Origin of the sequence: Lentzea sp. NPDC051838 (assembly GCF_040681245.1) — a bacterium.
Taxonomy (GTDB): Bacteria; Actinomycetota; Actinomycetes; order Mycobacteriales; family Pseudonocardiaceae; genus Lentzea.
This window is the reverse complement of sequence record NZ_JBFAYI010000008.1, coordinates 13,433-31,060: the sequence shown is the minus strand read 5'-3', so window position 1 is coordinate 31,060 and position 17,628 is coordinate 13,433. Positions and strand designations below refer to the sequence as shown.

The following is a 17,628-nucleotide window of genomic DNA, read 5'->3' as shown; positions in this document are numbered from 1 at the left end:
CGTGATCTGATCGCGGGCATGGCGGACTGGTCTGTGCTCACCCACGCGTACGGGACGGCCGAGGACATCCCCGGCCTGTTGGACCGGGTGGCGAAGGCGAACGACGAGGAGGCGTGGAGCGAGCTCTGGAGCGCGCTGTGCCATCAGGGCACCTCCTACCCCGCCAGCTACGCCGCTCTGCCGCACCTCGCGCGCATCGACGACGTCCAGGCCGTCGTGCTCGCGGGAGGGATCGTCGCGGACGGTGGCGACGAGGTGCGCGTCGAGCACGCCGCGTCCATCGCCCAACTGCTGGCCAGGGCCAACGACCTGCTGCCTGCCGCCGACGAGGACACCTACGCGTACCTGCTCGGATGCGTGCTGGCGTTCGAAGGCTTCTGGGACACCATCGACACCCTGGCGTGGGGCGTAGCCGACCAGGAGTTCGAGATCGAGTGCCCGGAGTGCGGTACCGCGATCCAGATCCTGCTCGCCGAGGAGGTCAGCCGCGCCGACGACTGCGACGACCGCCCGCTGCGGCCCGCCGGTGCCGTCACGCTCGACGGCGTGGGCGGCCGGCTCCACTCCATCTCGGTGAGCCACGGCAAGGAGAACGTCGCCGAAGTGGTGCGGCGTCTCTTCGGTCACGCGACCTGCCCGGCTTGCGAAGCCGATCTCACGGTCTCCGAGCACGTCGCGTGAGCGGGTCGGACGACGCGAGATTCAGCGTCGCCCGACCACGTGCTCTGAAGATCACTCGCCGCCGAAGTCGCCGAAGTCCTCGAAGGCGTCATCCATCATCTCTCCGACCACCATGCCGCCCACGACACCGGCGGCACCGGCGGCGATGACGGTGCCCATGCCCATCCCGCCACCGTGATGTCCACCGTGGTGGCCGTGCTGCGCGTAGCCGTGGTGAGCACCGCCGCGCTCCGCCACCTGCGCCAGCCAGCCGTTGATCGACGACGCCCAGTCCGCGACCTGCGCTTCCTGGTGCGACAGGCGGAAGTGGCCGAACGCGTCACCGCCCGACGAGAACATGCCGCCGCGCTTGTCGGCTTCGAGGATCACGAACAGCTCGTGCGGCGAGGCCACGAACGTCAGCTCCACCTGCGACACGCGTCCAGCGAACTGGGCGGGCGGGAAGAACTCGATCTCCTGGTAGAAGCCGAGCTCCTGCGGCACGCCGTGCAGGCGGCCTGCCTCGACGTCGGCGCTGCGGAAGGCGAAACCGAGCTGCCCGAACGCGTTCAGCACCGCGTCCTGCGAGGGCAGCGGGTGGATCAGCACGGGGTCGAGGTCGCCCTTGTCCGGCGCGCCCGCGATCACGAGCTCGGTCCGCACGCCCACTGTCATGCCGGGCAGCTGGGCGCCGCCGACCGCCGTGATCGGGGTTTCCCACGGGATCGGGAGCTGGAACGGGATCGACACCGGCTGCCCGGCGGCGACCCGCACGCTCTGCGCGACGACCACTCGCAGGAACTCGGACACGCCGCCGTACTCGTGGTCGCCGTGCTCGACCTCGACACGGGTGACGAGCGACAGCACGACCTGGCCGATCTCGGCGTCCGCGCTGCCACCCTGGATGCGCACCTGGCCGGTGACGAGCTGGCCGGGCGCGGCGTGCGGTGAGTCCAGCACTGTGTCGACCGACGGGCCACCGACGCCGAAGGCGCTGAGCATCCGCTTGAACATTTACCGTTTCCTCTCGCGGGTGTCGGTTTCGTCCTCGAAGTCGCCGATCAGCTCTTCGAGGAGGTCTTCAAGTGCGGCGATGCCAACGGTTTCGCCGTCGTCGACCAACGCCAGCTGCGACCGCTCGGCGCGCATCGCCGTCACGGCCTGCGCGACCGGCATCGACGCGGGCAGGGTCAGCACCGGCCCCATCAACGCGCGGGCCGGCAGGTCCTCGCCGCGCGCCGTGGCCCGCATGGCCTCGCGGATGTGCACCAGGCCGACGTAGTGACCGCGCAGGTCGGTGACCGGGAAGCGCGACCGTCCACACTGGAGGCTGCGACGCTCGATCGCCCGCGCCGTGGTGTGTTCCGTGACCGACGACGTCTGCGCGATCGGCACCATCACCTCGCGCACGGTCGTTCGCTGCACCTGGAGCATCCGGGTCAGCAGCCGTTGCTGGCCCTCGGGAATCAGACCGTGCTCGGCGGACTGGCGCAGCAGCATCCGCAGGTCGTCCGGCCGGTGGGCCTGCGCCAACTCGTCCTGCGGCTCGACCTTCATCAAGCGCAGCACCGAGTTCGTCGTCGAGTTCAGTCCACTGAGGATCCAGCGAACCGACCGGGCGAACGCGCGAAACGGCAGCGCCAGGATCAGCGCGGACCGCTCGGGATGCGCGATGGCCCACGACTTCGGCGCCATCTCGCCCACGACCATGTGCAGGAACACCACCAGCACCAGGCTGATCGCGAACGCCACACCGTAGGCGACGGCATCCGGCAGACCGGTCCACGCCAGCGAGGGCGAAAGCAGGTCGGCGACAGCAGGCTTCGCCAGAGCGCCGAGGCCCAACGTGCACAGCGTGATGCCGAGCTGGGCACCCGCGAGCATCAACGACAGCTCCCGAACGCCCGCCACGGCAGCCCGCGCCGCCCGTGAGGTCGAGGCCGCCTGCTCCAGCCGGTGCCGCTTCGCCGCGATCAACGCGAACTCGGCGGCCACGAAGAAGCCGTTCAACGCCAGCAGAACTACCGAGATCACGATGCTCATCGCGACAGCACCACCGTGTCCGGCACGTTGCGCGCGACCGCGGCCACCCGCAGCGTCACGCCGTCCAGCACCACCTCGTCGCCGGCCTCGGGCACGCGCCCCAGTTGGTGCAGCACGAGCCCGGAGACCGTGTCGTAGGCGTCGTCCTCCGGCAGCTCCACGCCGGTGGCGTCCTCGACCTCGTCCAGCCTCATCCGCCCGGACACGCGCCAGTCGTCGCCGACCTTCTCGACCAGCTCCGCGACCAGGTCGTCCTCGTCGTGGATCTCGCCGACGAGCTCCTCGGCCAGGTCCTCCAGCGAGACCACGCCCGCGAACCCGCCGAACTCGTCGACCACGCACGCGAGCTGACGGCGTTCGGTCCGCAGCCTCTCCAGAACCGCAGGCAGCGGCAACGTCGTGGGCACCACCAGAGCAGGCGACGCGATCTTCTCGATGGCGACCGACGAACGCTCTTCCGGCGTCAACGTCAGCACCTCAGCGAGCCCGACGACGCCGCGCAGGTCGTCGAGATCCTCACCGACGACCGGGAAACGCGAGTTTCCGGTGTCCAGCAACGAGACCACGCGCGCGGCGGGCTCGTCGAACCGTACGGTGTGGACGTTCACGCGCGGAGTCATCGCCTGTTCCGCGACGAGCTCGCGGAACCCGATGCCGTGCTCCAGCAACCGCGTGAGCTCGGGATCCAGGTGCCCCTGCTCCCCCGCGTCCTCCACGATCTGCTTGAGGTCCTCCGGCGTCGCGCCCTGCGGCAGCTCCTCGACCGGCTCGATGCCGACCGCGCGCAGCAGCCGGTTCGCGGCCGCGTCGAACAGCCGGATCACCGGTCCCGCGATCTTGAGGTACACCAAGGTCGACGCGCTCAACGCGAGTGCCAGCCGTTCGGGACGCGCGATCGCGAGGTTCTTCGGCAGCAGCTCACCGAGCACCATCTGCACGAACGTCGCGAACACCAGCGCGATCACCATCGAGCCCGGCACGCCCAGGCCCTGGCCGAGCAACGGCTCGGCCACGTAACCGACGAGCAGCGCCGTCACCGTGATGCCGAACTGGGCACCGGACAGCATGAACGAGAGCTTCGAAGTCACGCGCAGCGCACGCTCGGCGGGCTGGGATCCGGCCTCGGCCAGCTGCTGCAGACGGCCGCGATCGACCGCCATGTACGCGAACTCCTGAGCGACGAAATACCCCGTGGCGACAGTGAGCACCACGATGGCGAGCAAGCCGGATGCGATCAACAAGACGCACCCGGCCACGTACTACAGCCGTCTATGTCGGCTTCATCAGGCATACTTCAACAGTAGCACGTAGCACTGTACGGTTTGAGAGAGCGGAGGTCGCCGGTTTTGTCCGAATCACTGTTGAAGATCGGCGAGCTCGCCGCCCGTGCCGGAGTCAGCATCCGCACAGTCGACTACTACACGACGCTCGGCCTGATCTCCCCCGCCCAGCGCACCGCGAGCAACTACCGCCTCTACCGCGCCGACGACGTGGACCGCATCCACCTCGTGCAGCGCCTGGAGGTCCACGGCCTGCCGCTGGAGGACATCGCGCGGGCGTTCACCGCGGCGCCCGCCGACACCGCCGCCGTGCTCGGCCAGATCGACACCGACCTGCGCACGCTGCAGGAAGCCTGCGACGCCGCGTCTCCCGCGATGCACGGCCTGCTGACCGTGATCGCGAACCGAGTGCATTCGCTGATCACCATCGCCCTGCAGCTACCGCCCGATCTGCCGCTTTAGTCCGCGAAAATTCGGGGCTCGCCCGCACTCCGTTCGCACGCCAAGGTGAGAAAGCCGCCTCCGCCGCGCCCGACGTCCGGCAGGAAGTGAGCGCATGGAGTTCCCGAACACCCCCACCACGCCCCAGGTCACCCGCCGCTGCTTCATCGGTGGCTGCGCCGCTGCGGCAACCGTGATCACCACCGGCACCGCCGCGGCCACCCCGGACGTCCAGCCGTGCGGCAAGCTCCCGCCCGGCACCGTCCTCGCCAAGAAGGCCGACGTGCCACTCAACGGCGGCGTGGTCGTCTACTTCGACGACGAGACGTCCGTCGTGGTCGCGCAGCCGAAGAAGGGCACGTACACGGCGTTCGACGCCAAGTGCACGCACCAGGGCTGCATGTGCAGCGAGGTCGACAAGAACCTGATCATCTGCTGGTGCCACGACAGCCGGTTCAGCTCGGTGGACGGCAAGCGCAAGTCCGGCCCGGCCAAGAAGCCGTTGCCGCTGATCAAGACGAAGACCAAGGGGGACGACATCGTCGTGGCATGATCGCGAGTTGTCCACAGGTTGGCTGAGCTCTGCCCGTTGCCTCACGTCAAGATGCCCGCGTAGGTGGCTTCGTGGCCTCATGGGAAATGCCCGTGACGGACAGGCCTCGGTAGGGCTTGACCGGGGAAGTATCTCCTGGTCACTTCAGTGGCGAGGGCGTCGGTGAGGGCGTGGATCTCGCGGCGGATGGCGGCGGGCGAGCTGACAGGTCACCGCCTTGCGCTCACCCATGCTCAACCCCATCGCCAACGATGCGCCGACATGGCTTCGCGGGCATTTCTTCATGAGGCAACGAAGCCGCTACGCGGGCATTTTCTGTGAGTCAACGCGGCTGACCTGCGGTGATGCGATCTCGGCTAGTCTGTGGACAGAGCGGGAACCAAAACCGGGGTCCGCGCGTTGCGCCAGGAGGAAGCGCGCGGGGGGCGGTGGGCACGCAGCTCGGACACCGTCGGGATCACCTCGGACACCGTCGGGATCGTCGGGCAGGGAGATGCCGTGGGACTACGCAGCGAGCAGTGGTACGCCGGCGACGACCGCAACGCCTACATCCACCGCGCCTGGATGCGGCGCGGCGCCCCCTCCGACGCCTTCTCCAGACCGCAGATCGCGATCGCCAACACCGCCTCGGACCTCACGCCGTGCAACGCGCACCTGAACGAGGTCGCCGCGTCGGTGTCGAACGGGGTGCACGAGGCGGGCGGGGTTCCGCTGAACCTGCCCGTGGTGTCGCTGGGCGAGACGAACGTGCGCCCGACCGCGATGCTGTGGCGCAACATGGCCGCGATGGCCGCCGAGGAGATGTTGCGCGCCAACCCCGTTGATGGCGTGGTGCTGCTCGGCGGCTGCGACAAGACCATTCCCGCGCTGCTGATGGCCGCCGCGTCCGTCGACGTCCCGGCGGTCGTGATGCCGGGCGGGCCGATGCTGACCGGCACGTTCCGCGGCACTCCCCTGGGCTGCGGCACGGACGTGTGGCGGCTGTCTGAGGAGGTGCGCGCCGGAACGCTCAGTCAGGAGGCGTTCGTACGCTCCGAGTCGGCGATGATCCGCAGCCGCGGCCACTGCAACACCATGGGCACGGCCTCGACGATGGCCCTCGTGGCTGAAGCGCTCGGCACCGTCGTTCCCGGCGTCGCGGGCACTCCGGCGCCGGACAGCAGGCTGCTGGAAGCCTCGCACGGCACCGGGAGGCTCATCGTCGAGCTGATCGAGAAGGACCGCAGGCCCAGCACGTTCCTCACGAAGGCCAACTTCCACAACGCGATCGTGGCGCTCGCCGCGATCGGTGGCTCGACGAACGCCGTGGTGCACCTGCTCGCGATCGCCGGACGGCTCGGCATCGACCTGACGCTGGACGACTTCGACCACATCGGGTCGGGCGTGCCGCTGCTGGTCGACCTCCAGCCGGCGGGCCGGTTCCTGATGGAGGACTTCCACCGCGCGGGCGGGCTCCTGGCCGTATTAAGGGAAGTCCGCGACCTGCTCGACCCGAAAGCGTTGAGCGTCACGGGAAACCCGCTCGTCGACTACCTCGACGACGCGCCGATCTGGGACCCCGAGGTGATCCGCAGCCGCACCGAGCCGATCATCGCCGAGGGCGGGATCGCGGTGCTGCGCGGCAACCTCGCGCCGAACGGCGCCCTGATCAAACCCGCCGCCGCGTCGCCGAACCTGTTGCAGCACCGCGGAAAAGCAGTGGTGTTCGACAGCATCGAGGACTTCCACGCCCGCATCGACGACCCCGATCTCGACGTCGACGCGGACTCGGTACTCGTGCTGCGCGGGTGCGGTCCGCGCGGTTATCCGGGCATGCCGGAGGTGTCGAACATGCCGCTGCCCAAGAAGCTCCTGGAGCAGGGCGTGCGCGACATGGTCCGGATCTGCGACGGACGCATGAGCGGCACCGCGTACGGCACGGTCGTCCTGCACGTGGCACCGGAAGCCGCGGCGGGCGGGCCGCTCGGGCTCGTGCGCACCGGCGACGTCGTCGTGCTGGACGTGGAGAACCGCCGGATCGACGTCGAGGCACCAGATTTCGCCAGCCGTACGCCGAGCGAGGCGATGTCGAAGGCGTTCGCGTCACCGAAACGAGGCTGGGAACGGCTCTACATCGACCACGTCCTGGGCGCCGACACCGGAGCCGACCTGGATTTCCTGGTCGGCTCCAGCGGCAGCGAGGTCACCCGCGAGTCCCACTGAGCCTGCCGGAACCGAGCCTGTCGACGACCTGGGCCTCGTACAGCGACTCGGGCACGAGCGGCCCGGTCTTGATCTCGATGCTCCCCCACGGCCCGGGGAAGTACGGCTGCGAGCGCCGCGTGCCCTCGTTGGACACGGCGTAGTTCTGCGCGGTCGGCGGCTTCTGGATCACCATCTCCTTGTTGTAGTCCCAGACCACCGAGTGCGCGGCACCCCAGCCGTGCGACGTGCCGTAGTCGCCGCGGTTCATCAGCTTGGCCTGGTTGCTGCCACTGACCTCGCGGATGTTGTCGAACAGCAGACCCTGGCTCCACCGCCGGTGCGCTTCGGCGTCACCACCGTCCACAGTGGAGCGCGTCCACACCACGCCCGCGACGGAGTTCGCACCGTTGCTCACGAACGCGTGCCGGGCCTTCGACGCGTGCAAGCCGGTGAACAGGATCAGGTGGGAGTTGGTGTTCGCGGCGAAGTTGTACATGCGGCCGCCGGTGCGGATCGCGACCGGGTCAGTGGCCTGCGAGTCCTTCACCGTGATGCGCACCGACCGTTCGGTGACGACGCCCGCATAACCGAAGTAGCGGGTCTTGACGCCGCGCACCCAGCTGTTGTCCGCGCCGAACACCCCGATGGCGTTCCAGGCGTGGTTCTCGTCTTCACCGCCGCGAGTCTCGACGTCGACCCGCAGACTCTCCACACCGGACTCGCTGACGAGGTTCCGCGCGGTGACCGGCGCGACCGTGGAGACCGTCAACGACCGGTCGAGGTGGTTGTAGATCGGCGCGTCGAACGTGAGCTTCCGCCCGTCGATCGCCTTGATCCGGCGCACCCAGTTGAGATCCATCGACCCCGCGGTCCACTTGGGAGAGTTCACGGTGCCACCGCCGCCGACCGCGTCGATCCACTTCTGCGACGACGGGTGCTTGACCATCACCTCGGTGCCGACCTTGAACCGCGTGGCGTCGGCGACCTCCAGGCTCACCGACCCGACCTGCACGAACGGCGTCGTGACCTCGGTGGCCGCGCCGACCGTCCACGGCGTCTTGGCGTCGCTGCCGAGCACGACGACCGTGCGCTGGTGCGGTGTGTCGCCGCGGCCGAACAACGTGGTGGCGTCGCCGGATCCGCGCAGCACCACGCCGCTCTGTTTGATCCGCACGGTGCCGCGGATCTCGTACTTGCCGGCCGCGAGCTTCACCGCGCCGCGATGCCCGTTCAAGTCGGGCGTGCGCGCACCGACCTGGTCGAGGGCCTGCTGGATGTGCGCGGTGTTGTCGCCGGAGACCGGACTGATCGTGACGACGTCCGGCACCGAAGGCAGCGGCTTCTCGCCGTAGTGGTAGCCGACGTAGCTGAAGTCCGGCACGCGGTTGCGGTCCTTGTCGGACGCGTACTTCAGCTTGCCGTCGGTTCCGTACGAGACGTGCGCCGACGACCACTGGCCGGGCTGGGACGCGGGTGGGTACTTGCCGCAGAACTCCTGCCAGCACGCCGGTGCCGCGTGCGCCGCCGGTGCCAAGCCGCCCAGAACCACCAGTGTGGCAAGGACTTTCGCCATTCGAGACACTGCACTGCTCCTGCCGCCTCAACGTGGATGGCGGCAGGTGGCGCAAGCGTAGCGGGTCAGTGCTCCCGTTCAGCGGCCCAGAACGTTCCCGTTCCGCTCCTCAGGCGTGGGAGTGCTCGTGTTCGTCCGTGTGCGCCGCGTCGTGCACGTGGGCGTGCGAGTGCGTTTCGCCGCCGTGGGAGTGGGCGTGCGAGTGTTCGACGTGGTCGTGCGCGTGCGACTCGTGCGGATGCGAGTGAGTGATACCGCCGTGGCTGTGCTCGTGGGAGTGAACTCCGTTGGTCATGCGACGGATGCTGGCACGAGGCGCGACGACCTGCAGTTGTTGCAACCTTCTTGCCGTTTCAGGCCTTCAGGACCGCTTCGACGATCACGTTGTCGCGGTAGCTGCCCGCCACCCGGTCGAACTCGCCGCCGCACGTCACCAGCCGCAGCTCGGACAGCGGTGTCGGCCCGTAGACGATGGCGGTCGGGAACGCGGTCTTCTCGGTCTTGTAGGTGTGGTTCACGACGAACGTGAGCTTGCTGCCGTCCTTGCGCTCCACCTGGACCTCGGCACCGGGCTGCAGTTCGGGCAGCCGGTAGAACACGCCAGGCCCGGTCTTCGAGTCGACGTGGCCCGCGATCACGGCGGGTCCGGCGTCGCCCGGCGCGATCCCCTTGGCGTACCAGCCGGCCTTGTCCGCGCGGGTCGGCGGTTCCAGCACGCCCGCGGAGTCCACCTTCAGGGCTTCGAGCGAGGACTCCACGCCGATCGACGGGATCCGCACGGTCACGGGCTCGGGCACCTGCTCCGCGTCCGGATCCTTCACGATGTAGATCAGCGCGACCAGGATCGCCGCGCCCATCACGAGCTTGCCCTTCATCAGCCGAACCGGAAGAGCCTGCCGCGCACGGCGAACATCGCGACGCCCACGATCAGGGCGATGACCAGCGCGGTGAGCCAGTCCCAGCCGCCGGCCATGCCGCCGAAGCCGGTCTCCGTGCCGCCGCCGGGCACGACCTGCGCGCCCTTCGCGTCCGTGCGCAGCTCGATGCGGCGCGCGCTCACGAGCAACGTGTAGACGGCGCCGGACTCGAGCGTGGCCTCCAGCCGGGTGGAGTCCTTGCCGCGCTGGGCGATCTGCAGGGCGTCCGAGCTGGGCAGCATCACCGCGTAGCCGGTCGTGGAGTTCGCCGGGACGTTGCGGTGCACGAACACGCTGCCGCGCAGGAGGTCCATCTCGGCGTCACCGGCGTTGAGCACGCGCAGCCGCGCCTGGCCGTTGGGCGGCAGGCTGACGTCGTCGTCGATCACCTTCATCGACGACGCCATGTCGACGACCGTGTACGCCTTGCCCTCGCCCGCTTTCACCAGCACGGACCTCAGCACGGGCGCGGCCGGATCGGTGCGGAACTCGACGACGTGGTCGCCAGGGTCGACGCGGCGGTAGTCGTAGAGCTGGGCGTAGTCGAGGGTGCCGAGCTTGACGCCGTCGAGGGTGGCCTCGACGCGGGCCTGGTCCATCGAGAAGTGTCCGAGGCGCAGGTACGTGCCGGTCGCCGCTTGTGCGGGCGCAGCCGAGAGCAACAAGAGCAACACGACAGCCAGCACGCGCACGCGGACCTCCCCTCACCGGACGCGACAACGATAACTCGCCTGATCAGCGTCCGGTGAGGGTCTTGCATCAGCGGACGATCAGTCGATGAAGTTCCACGTCACCTTGACGCGCCCCTCGTCCCGCCTGCCGATCCTGTCGAACGCGGCCGGGCTGAGGTCGATGTCGCCGCGAGCGCAGACGCCGCATCGGTCGGTGACCTTCGCGGTCACCTTCTGGCCGCCCGCCGCCTCCACTTCGATCTCGGCGCCGCACCCGTGCTCGTCGAACGCCTCGGCGGGCACCCTGGCGGTCTCCTGGAACAGCGGCGGCAGCAGGTTGCAGGTGGTCAGCACCGGGAGGAAGAGCCCGGCCGTGCCGATGGTGACGGCGGACGCCGGCGACGCGACGGACACGGTGAAAACCGCCGCCAGGGCCGCACCCAGAATTTTCTTCCCACGCATGAGGTACCTCCTCGATCGGAGATCTATACATTCGGTGAGGGCGAAATATCCTGCATCAGTTCCAAGCAGAGCGCTATTCGAGGAATGCTCACGAGTGTTGCTCACAAAGATACATAGGCCATCTACCAGCCATAACCACGATCGAATAAGAACCGCACAATTGACGCCAAGAAATGCGCGCACGTCTCATCTGGCGGCGTCGACTAGGCTTCGCCGGGTGCGCGTCTGCATTCGCGTCCTGGGCGCGTTGGAAGTCCGGATCGGCGACACCACCGTCGATGTCTGCGGCCCGACGCAACAGGCACTTCTGGCGATTCTCGCGTGCACCGAAACGCCCACGTCGACCGACGAGATCGCCTCCGCCCTGTGGGGCACGCGGCTGCCGTCGCGACATCGCCAGCAGGTGCAGAAACGGGTGCACCTGCTCCGGTCCCTGTTAGGCGCCCAGACGGTGCTGACCAGCGACGACGGCTATCGGCTGGCCTGCCCGACCGACCTGCACGAGTTCACCCACCTGCTCGCCCACGCCCGCGCGCTGCGAGCCGACCAGGACCACGCCGAGGCCGCCGACGCCTACCGCTCGGCTCTCACGCTGTGGCGCGGACCCGCGCTGGACGGGCTGAAGCGGCTGCCCGAGCTGGCCGCGCGGCTCGACGACCTGCGCGGGCAGGCGACGTCCGAACACCAGGAGCTCGCCGTCCCGAGCCGGACCGCCCTGCCGCCCGACCCGCGCGCGTTCGTCGGGCGCACTGACGAGCTGGCGGAGCTGACGGCACGGTTGTCGCTGATCACCGGCCCGCCCGGGGTCGGGAAGACGGCGCTGGCGCTGAGGTGGGCACACAGCGCGGACTTCCCGGACGGCAAGCTCTACGTGAACCTGCACGGCTTCGACACCAGGGCCCCGGTGTCGCCGGACGACGCCCTGCGCACCTTGCTGCGGGCTCTCGGCGTGCAGCAGGCACCGCGATCGCTCGACGACCAGGTCGCGCTGTACCGCAGTCTGCTGGCGGGCAAGAAGATCCTCGTGCTGCTGGACAACGCTTCCAACGAGGAGCAGGTCCGGCCGCTGCTGCCCGCCGATCCCGGTTGTGCCGCGCTGGTGACCAGCCGCACCGACCTGCGCGGCCTCGTCGCGCTGGACGACGCGCACCGGCTGGCGCTCGACGTGCTGTGCCCCGACGACGCCCGCACGCTGGTGGAGTCGCTGACGGGCAGCGCGGACAACGCAGCGGAGCTCGCGAAGTTGTGCGGCTACCTGCCGCTGGCGCTGCGGGTGGCGGCGACGAGCCGGGCCTCGGTCAGCGACGCCGTGACCGCGCTGGCCCACGCGCCGCTCGTGACCGCCGCGTTCGACTTCTCCTACCGCGCGTTGCCCGACGAGGCCGCCCGGCTGTTCCGGCTGCTCGGCCTGGTGCCGCGGCCGTCGTTCACCCTCCAGGCGGCCACGGCACTGCTCGGCGACGACGCCCGCCCAGCCCTGAACGAGCTCGAACGCGCCAGCCTCGTCGAACGCCACCGCCGTCATCGCTACCGCATGCACGACCTGCTGCACGCCTACGCGCGCGACCTCGTGACGGACGAAGAAGCCCTCGCCCGGTTGCTCGACCACTACCTGCAGAGCACGGACGCCGCGAGCGATCTGGTGGCACCGCAGATGAAACGTCAAGCGCGGCCGACCTCCGTTACGTTCGAGTCAGTCACCGACGCCGCCGAGTGGCTGGACGACGAGTACCCGAACGTGCTGGCCGCCGCCCTGGCGAGCCCGCCGGGACGCACGTGGCAACTGGCCGACGCCCTGCGCCGCCACCTCTGGCTGATGGCGCGCTCCACGCAGGCCCTGCGGCTGTTCGACGTGGGCCTGACAGCCGCGATCTCCGAGCAGGACGTGCTCGGCCAGGCCACCATGCACTCCGCCATCGGCACCGCGCACATGGCCGACGACGCGTCCCGCGCGGCCACCGAGTTCAGGACGGCGGCCGATCTCTTCGGCGAGGCGGGCGACTCGGTGAGCCGCCTCTACGCACTGCAGAACGTCGCCCGCTGCACCAGCCTGTGCGGGCGCGTCCAGGAGACGCTGGCCGTGTTGCGCTCGGCCGTGTCCCTGGCCACGACCGCGGACCAGCACGCCGATCTGCGTGGCGGCATGGCGATCGCCCTCGGGAACGCGGGCAGGCTGCGCGAAGCGTTCCGCTATCACGAGGAAGAGCTGCACTACCGCGCCAACACCGCCCTTCCCCCGGCGACGATGGTGTCGATCTGCTTCGTGACCCGTCAGCTGGGACGACTGGACCGGACCTTCACCACGCTCGCCCGCCTGGAGGACCTCGTGTCCGGCACCGGTGCGCCGGCGTGGCGCCTGCACGTCCTGGCCATCCGCGCCGCCCTGGCGTGCGACACCGGCGAAACCGCCTCCGCCAGGGCGCTGCTCGACGACCTCCTGAGTGCCGAGGCCGGTCCTTTCGCACTGCCGTTCACTCCCGCCGCCTACACGGCCTCGGGACGGCTTCAGTCCCACACCGGCCGGCACTCGCTCGCCCTCGCCACGCTCCAGAAAGCGCGCGAGCACGCCGACTCCCAGCAGTACTCCCATCTGACACCGGGAATCCTGGTCGACCTGGCCCACGCCCACCTCGGTCTCGGCGCGCTCGACACCGCCCACGACCACGCCACCCGTGCCCTGGACCTCGCGTCAGACCACGACCTCCTCGCCCAGCAGGGCCGCGCCCTCGTCACCCTCGCGCACCTGGGTTCACGGCAGCTCGCGGCTCAAGCGCTTGAGCTGCAACAGGAATCGGGCTACCTGCTCGGCCAGGCGGAGGCGCTGCTCGCGTTGGGCGAGGACGAGGAGGCAGGAGCGATCTTCGCGCGGTTCACCGGGGATCCGGGCCATGCACCGGCGGGAGTGCTCACGGGGCGGCGGTGTCGCCGGTGTGATCCGTGACGTCCTGCCCGTCCGGCAGCACCGCGAACAGGTCGACCGGCGTGCGGGACGACACCATCTCCGTGCGGTGCAAGCGTTTCAGCTTGTCCCGAGCCACGGAGACCTCCTGGCTGGACGCCCGCAGCACCAGTACCGGAACAGCGCCCAGCGCGATGTGCCCGCCCACGCGGTGCACGTTGCCGCGCCCGAACTTCAGCACTTTCCCGTACCGCACCAGGTAAAGCAGGTTCTCCTCGCCGCGGGAGTGCTTGAGCGGCGCCACCTCACCGGTCTCGGCGTTGCGGCCCCACGTCCCGTGCGACTTCGTCAGCCACCGGAAAGCCGTCCACGGCAACCCGTGCAGGTCGGTCGCGAGCACGGTCCAGCCCGGCTGGAAGTACTTCGCCAGCCGGATCTTCACGGTCGTCGCGGCGATCAGCTCCGAGTTCTCGCGCCAGGTGCCGTCCAGCTCCAGCTGCCGTGCGATCTTCTGCACGGCCGGGTCCGGAACCGACCTGTCGTCCAGGCACACCAGGCACCTCGTGCGCGCGCCGACGCCACAAGAGCGCGCGACACCGCACCAGCCGCACTGGTAGATCTGCACGTCCGCGCCTCCCGGCCGGTCGTGCAGGAGCTTCATCTGATCGGACACGACCTGCAGGCACGGCGTGCACAAGGCACACCACGCGACCTCGGTGACCTCTTTGCGCGGCAACCGGGTCATGCAGTTGATGCACTGCTTCACTTTCGCCCTCCCCGGCGGGGAAGCCTATTCCAGCGCCCTTCGCAGGCGCGAGGAGACAAGAGCGTGACGAGGATCTGTGGCCGGAAGCAGCAGGTGCAGCCGTTCGAGCACCTCGGCGTCCTCCCCGCTGTCCGCGAACTCCAGCAGCGAGTCGACGTCTCCGGTGTCGAGCACCCGCCTGCGCACCGCGGCGGCGAGGTCCGCTCGTTCTTCCCGCACAACGGGTGCGTCCGAACGGGGTAAGAGCTCGCCGCTGTAGTGGCGGGTGGCTCGGCGGGCGTCCCCCGTCCGCAGCGCCGTGCGCACGTCCAGGAAGTCGCCCTGCACCACCGCATCCAGTCGATACGGCCTGGTGAGCAGCACTCCACCGAGCTGAGCCCGCAACCTGTGCAGCTCAGCCCGGACCGTGGTCGGGTTCCCTCGATCACCATAGAGCAGCAATGCAAGCTGTTCGGCGGTGAGGCCCTTGGGGTGCAACGCGAGCGCGGTCAGCACCTCCGCGTTGCGCAACGTCAGCGCGAGCGACCGGCCGTCGAGATCCGCGTGCGGACCGCCGAGGAAGTTCAACGTCAGCACGTGACCTCGTGGCACGAAATGCTGCTGCAGATGGTGTTCGGCGAGCTGAGCTGCGGCCGACACGAGCTGCGCGACGGCCGGGTGCATGGTCTTCAACGGCCCGCTCACGTCGACCACGCCCAGCAGCAGCCCGCTGTGGGGGTCGTGAATCGGGCTCGCCGCGCACGTCCAGCCGTGATAAGTCCGCACGAGGTGCTCGCGCGAGTGGACGGTGACGGGTTTGCCGGTCGCCAGCGCGGTGCCCATCGCGTTGGTGCCGATGGCGTCCTCGCTCCAGCGCGAGCCTTCGGTGAGGTGGACGCGTTCGGCGCTGTGCCGCACCCCGTTGTCGCCCTCGCACCACAGGATGTGCCCGGACGTGTCGGTGACGATCATGATCGTGTCGTCCATCGACAGCGTGTGCCTGAGCAGCGGCACGGCGGTCGCCAACGGGTGCGCGCCGCGCAGGTCCGCGATCTCGTCGGGGGCGTAGACGACCGGCGCCTCGTGCCGGTCCGGGTCGACGCGCGCGGCGAGGGACCGCTGCCACGACGCAGCGATCACCGGCCGTGTTGCCTCGCCGAGGTCCATCACCTGTCCAGGATGAAGGGCCTCCTGACGCATTTCGTTACTCCTTTCGGATGCAACGCGCGTGAAACGTTGCACTACTTAGCGTCGCCGTCAGCAGCGCAACGATGCGGGAGGTAGGGCGATGACGAAGTACGCGTCTCCGGGACAGCCGGACAGCGTGGTCACGTACCGCGACCGGTACGACCACTTCATCGGAGGCGAGTACGTGCCGCCCGCCAAGGGTGAGTACTTCGCCAACCCCACCCCGGTGACCGGCGAGGAGTTCACCGAGATCGCCCGCGGCACCGCCGAGGACGTCGAACGCGCCCTGGACGCGGCCCACGGCGCCGCCCGCGCGTGGGGCAAGACGTCGGTGGCCGACCGGGCGAACGTGCTCAACAAGATCGCGGATCGCATCGAAGCCAACCTGGAAATGCTCGCGGTGGCGGAGACGTGGGAGAACGGCAAGCCGATCCGCGAGACGCTGGCCGCCGACCTGCCGCTCGCGGTCGACCACTTCCGCTACTTCGCGGGCGTGATCCGCGCGCAGGAAGGCGGCATCTCGCAGATCGACGAGGACCTGGTCGCGTACCACTTCCAGGAGCCGCTCGGCGTCGTCGGCCAGATCATCCCGTGGAACTTCCCTCTGCTGATGGCGGTCTGGAAGCTCGCACCGGCACTGGCGGCGGGCAACGCGGTGGTCCTGAAGCCGGCCGAGCAGACGCCCGCGTCGATCCACGTGCTGATGGAGCTCATCGCGGACCTGCTGCCGCCGGGCGTCGTGAACGTGGTCAACGGTTTCGGCGTCGAGGCGGGCAAGCCGCTGGCGTCGTCGCGGCGGGTGGCGAAGGTGGCGTTCACGGGCGAGACGACCACCGGCCGGTTGATCATGCAGTACGCCAGCGAGAACATCATCCCGGTCACCCTGGAGCTCGGCGGGAAGTCGCCGAACGTGTTCTTCGCCGACGTGGCGTCGGAGCGGGATGCCTTCTACGACAAGGCTCTTGAAGGCTTCACGATGTTCGCGCTGAACCAGGGCGAGGTCTGCACGTGCCCGTCGCGCGCCCTGATCCAGTCGTCGATCTACTCGGACTTCCTGGGCGACGCGGTCTCGCGCACTCAGGCCGTCAAACAGAGTCACCCGCTCGACACCGAGACGATGATCGGCGCGCAGGCGTCCAACGACCAGCTCGAGAAAATCCTGTCGTACATCGACATCGGCAAGCAGGAGGGCGCCCGCGTGCTCACCGGCGGCGAGCGCGCGGACCTCGGCGGCGAGCTGTCCGGTGGCTACTACGTGCAGCCCACCGTCTTCGAGGGCGACAACAAGATGAGGATCTTCCAGGAGGAGATCTTCGGCCCGGTCGTCGCCGTGACGTCCTTCGACTCCTACGACGACGCCATGAAGACCGCCAACGACACTCTGTACGGCCTGGGCGCCGGCGTGTGGTCGCGCGACGGCTCGGTCGCCTACCGCGCGGGCCGCGACATCCAGGCGGGCCGCGTGTGGGTGAACAACTACCACGCCTACCCGGCGCACGCGGCGTTCGGCGGCTACAAGCAGTCCGGCATCGGCCGCGAGAACCACCGCGTGATGCTCGACCACTACCAGCAGACCAAGAACCTGCTCGTCAGCTACTCCCAGAACGCGCTGGGCTTCTTCTGATGCCGCGCGTCGCACTCACCCCGGAGGCGGCGGATCTGCTCCGCCGCCTCCGGGCGTCCCACGGCGACCTGATGTTCCACCAGTCCGGCGGCTGCTGCGACGGCTCCGCGCCCATGTGCTACCCCGCCGGGGAGTTCCGCACCGGCGCGTCCGACGTGCACCTCGGCGACCTCGCCGTCGACTCGTTCTCGGTCCCGGTGTGGATGTCCGCGGCGCAGTTCGAGTACTGGAGCCATACGCACCTGACTATCGACGTGGTGCCCGGCCGTGGGAGCGGGTTCTCGCTGGAAGCGCCACTCGGAATGCGTTTCCTGGTGCGTTCACGTTTGCTTAGCGAGGAGGAGCTCTAGTGCCGTGGCCGTCGGCCTTTGCCCCGGATTCGGTGCTC

Annotated in this window: 17 protein-coding genes; 7 read left to right on the top strand and 10 right to left on the bottom strand. The window is 69.2% G+C overall.

The annotated features are described in order from the left end of the window. The first annotated feature begins 18 nt into the window (after positions 1-18). Positions 19-681 (top strand): hypothetical protein, encoded by a 663-nt coding sequence (locus tag AB0M24_RS19995; protein ID WP_363769432.1) that lies wholly within the window; start codon positions 19-21, stop codon positions 679-681. Positions 682-732: 51 nt separating this feature from the next. On the opposite strand, the gene AB0M24_RS19990 is transcribed toward AB0M24_RS19995, so the two are convergent. The 3 genes from AB0M24_RS19990 to AB0M24_RS19980 are packed head-to-tail and all read right to left on the bottom strand — an operon-like array spanning position 733 to position 3,941. Then, complete coding sequence (locus tag AB0M24_RS19990) at positions 733-1,674, bottom strand: sporulation protein (protein WP_363769429.1); 942 nt, start codon at positions 1,672-1,674, stop codon at positions 733-735. Then, positions 1,675-2,703, bottom strand: a complete 1,029-nt coding sequence (locus tag AB0M24_RS19985) for a hemolysin family protein (protein ID WP_363769426.1) — start codon at positions 2,701-2,703, stop codon at positions 1,675-1,677. It abuts the gene before it with no gap. After that, positions 2,700-3,941 carry a hemolysin family protein gene (locus tag AB0M24_RS19980; protein ID WP_363769423.1) on the bottom strand — a complete coding sequence of 414 codons (1,242 nt, stop codon included), beginning with the start codon at positions 3,939-3,941 and terminating at the stop codon, positions 2,700-2,702. The genes AB0M24_RS19985 and AB0M24_RS19980 overlap by 4 nt, the downstream gene beginning before the upstream one ends. 108 nt (positions 3,942-4,049) lie before the next feature. Here AB0M24_RS19980 and AB0M24_RS19975 point away from each other — a divergent pair, with 108 nt between their 5' ends. The 3 genes from AB0M24_RS19975 to AB0M24_RS19965 all read left to right on the top strand — a co-directional run bounded on the left by AB0M24_RS19975 (position 4,050) and on the right by AB0M24_RS19965 (position 7,179). Then, entirely contained in the window at positions 4,050-4,445 is a 396-nt protein-coding gene (locus AB0M24_RS19975; RefSeq protein WP_363769420.1) for a MerR family transcriptional regulator, read from the top strand. A 94-nt stretch (positions 4,446-4,539) separates the two neighbouring features. Further along, on the top strand, positions 4,540-4,977 hold the full coding sequence (locus tag AB0M24_RS19970) for a Rieske (2Fe-2S) protein (RefSeq protein WP_363769417.1): 438 nt from the start codon (positions 4,540-4,542) through the stop codon (positions 4,975-4,977). A gap of 498 nt (positions 4,978-5,475) precedes the next feature. Beyond that, entirely contained in the window at positions 5,476-7,179 is a 1,704-nt protein-coding gene (locus AB0M24_RS19965; protein WP_363769414.1) for a dihydroxy-acid dehydratase, read from the top strand. On the opposite strand, the gene AB0M24_RS19960 is transcribed toward AB0M24_RS19965, so the two are convergent. From AB0M24_RS19960 to AB0M24_RS19940, 5 genes are all read right to left on the bottom strand, one after another. After that, entirely contained in the window at positions 7,160-8,734 is a 1,575-nt protein-coding gene (locus tag AB0M24_RS19960; RefSeq protein WP_363769411.1) for a hypothetical protein, read from the bottom strand. The two genes, AB0M24_RS19965 and AB0M24_RS19960, sit on opposite strands and share 20 nt — an antisense overlap. Positions 8,735-8,843: 109 nt before the next feature. Then, positions 8,844-9,029 carry a zinc transporter Slc39a7 gene (locus AB0M24_RS19955; protein WP_363769408.1) on the bottom strand — a complete coding sequence of 62 codons (186 nt, stop codon included), beginning with the start codon at positions 9,027-9,029 and terminating at the stop codon, positions 8,844-8,846. A gap of 58 nt (positions 9,030-9,087) precedes the next feature. Continuing rightward, on the bottom strand, positions 9,088-9,609 hold the full coding sequence (locus tag AB0M24_RS19950; protein WP_363769405.1) for a class F sortase: 522 nt from the start codon (positions 9,607-9,609) through the stop codon (positions 9,088-9,090). Beyond that, positions 9,609-10,343 carry a DUF4397 domain-containing protein gene (locus AB0M24_RS19945; RefSeq protein ID WP_363769402.1) on the bottom strand — a complete coding sequence of 245 codons (735 nt, stop codon included), beginning with the start codon at positions 10,341-10,343 and terminating at the stop codon, positions 9,609-9,611. Before AB0M24_RS19945 ends, AB0M24_RS19950 begins: the two co-directional genes overlap by 1 nt. 78 nt (positions 10,344-10,421) lie before the next feature. After that, a complete protein-coding gene (locus tag AB0M24_RS19940) occupies positions 10,422-10,784 on the bottom strand; it encodes an RlpA-like double-psi beta-barrel domain-containing protein (protein ID WP_363769399.1) in 363 nt (120 codons plus the stop codon). Positions 10,785-11,001: 217 nt separating this feature from the next. Here AB0M24_RS19940 and AB0M24_RS19935 point away from each other — a divergent pair, with 217 nt between their 5' ends. Next, positions 11,002-13,725 (top strand): BTAD domain-containing putative transcriptional regulator, encoded by a 2,724-nt coding sequence (locus AB0M24_RS19935; RefSeq protein WP_363769396.1) that lies wholly within the window; start codon positions 11,002-11,004, stop codon positions 13,723-13,725. Here the strand turns inward: AB0M24_RS19935 and AB0M24_RS19930 are convergent. Next, a complete protein-coding gene (locus AB0M24_RS19930) occupies positions 13,691-14,449 on the bottom strand; it encodes a hypothetical protein (protein WP_363769393.1) in 759 nt (252 codons plus the stop codon). The genes AB0M24_RS19935 and AB0M24_RS19930 overlap by 35 nt on opposite strands. 24 nt (positions 14,450-14,473) lie before the next feature. Next, the gene (locus AB0M24_RS19925) at positions 14,474-15,628 is read right to left on the bottom strand and encodes a GAF domain-containing protein (RefSeq protein ID WP_363769390.1); all 1,155 of its coding nucleotides are present in this window, start codon (positions 15,626-15,628) and stop codon (positions 14,474-14,476) included. An 88-nt stretch (positions 15,629-15,716) separates the two neighbouring features. Here AB0M24_RS19925 and adh point away from each other — a divergent pair, with 88 nt between their 5' ends. Both adh and AB0M24_RS19915 read left to right on the top strand, forming a co-directional pair. Beyond that, positions 15,717-17,240, top strand: coding sequence for an aldehyde dehydrogenase (gene adh / locus AB0M24_RS19920; RefSeq protein WP_363769387.1), 1,524 nt, complete (start codon positions 15,717-15,719; stop codon positions 17,238-17,240). After that, positions 17,237-17,590, top strand: coding sequence for a DUF779 domain-containing protein (locus tag AB0M24_RS19915; protein WP_363770236.1), 354 nt, complete (start codon positions 17,237-17,239; stop codon positions 17,588-17,590). Before adh ends, AB0M24_RS19915 begins: the two co-directional genes overlap by 4 nt. The last annotated feature ends 38 nt before the right edge of the window (positions 17,591-17,628 follow it).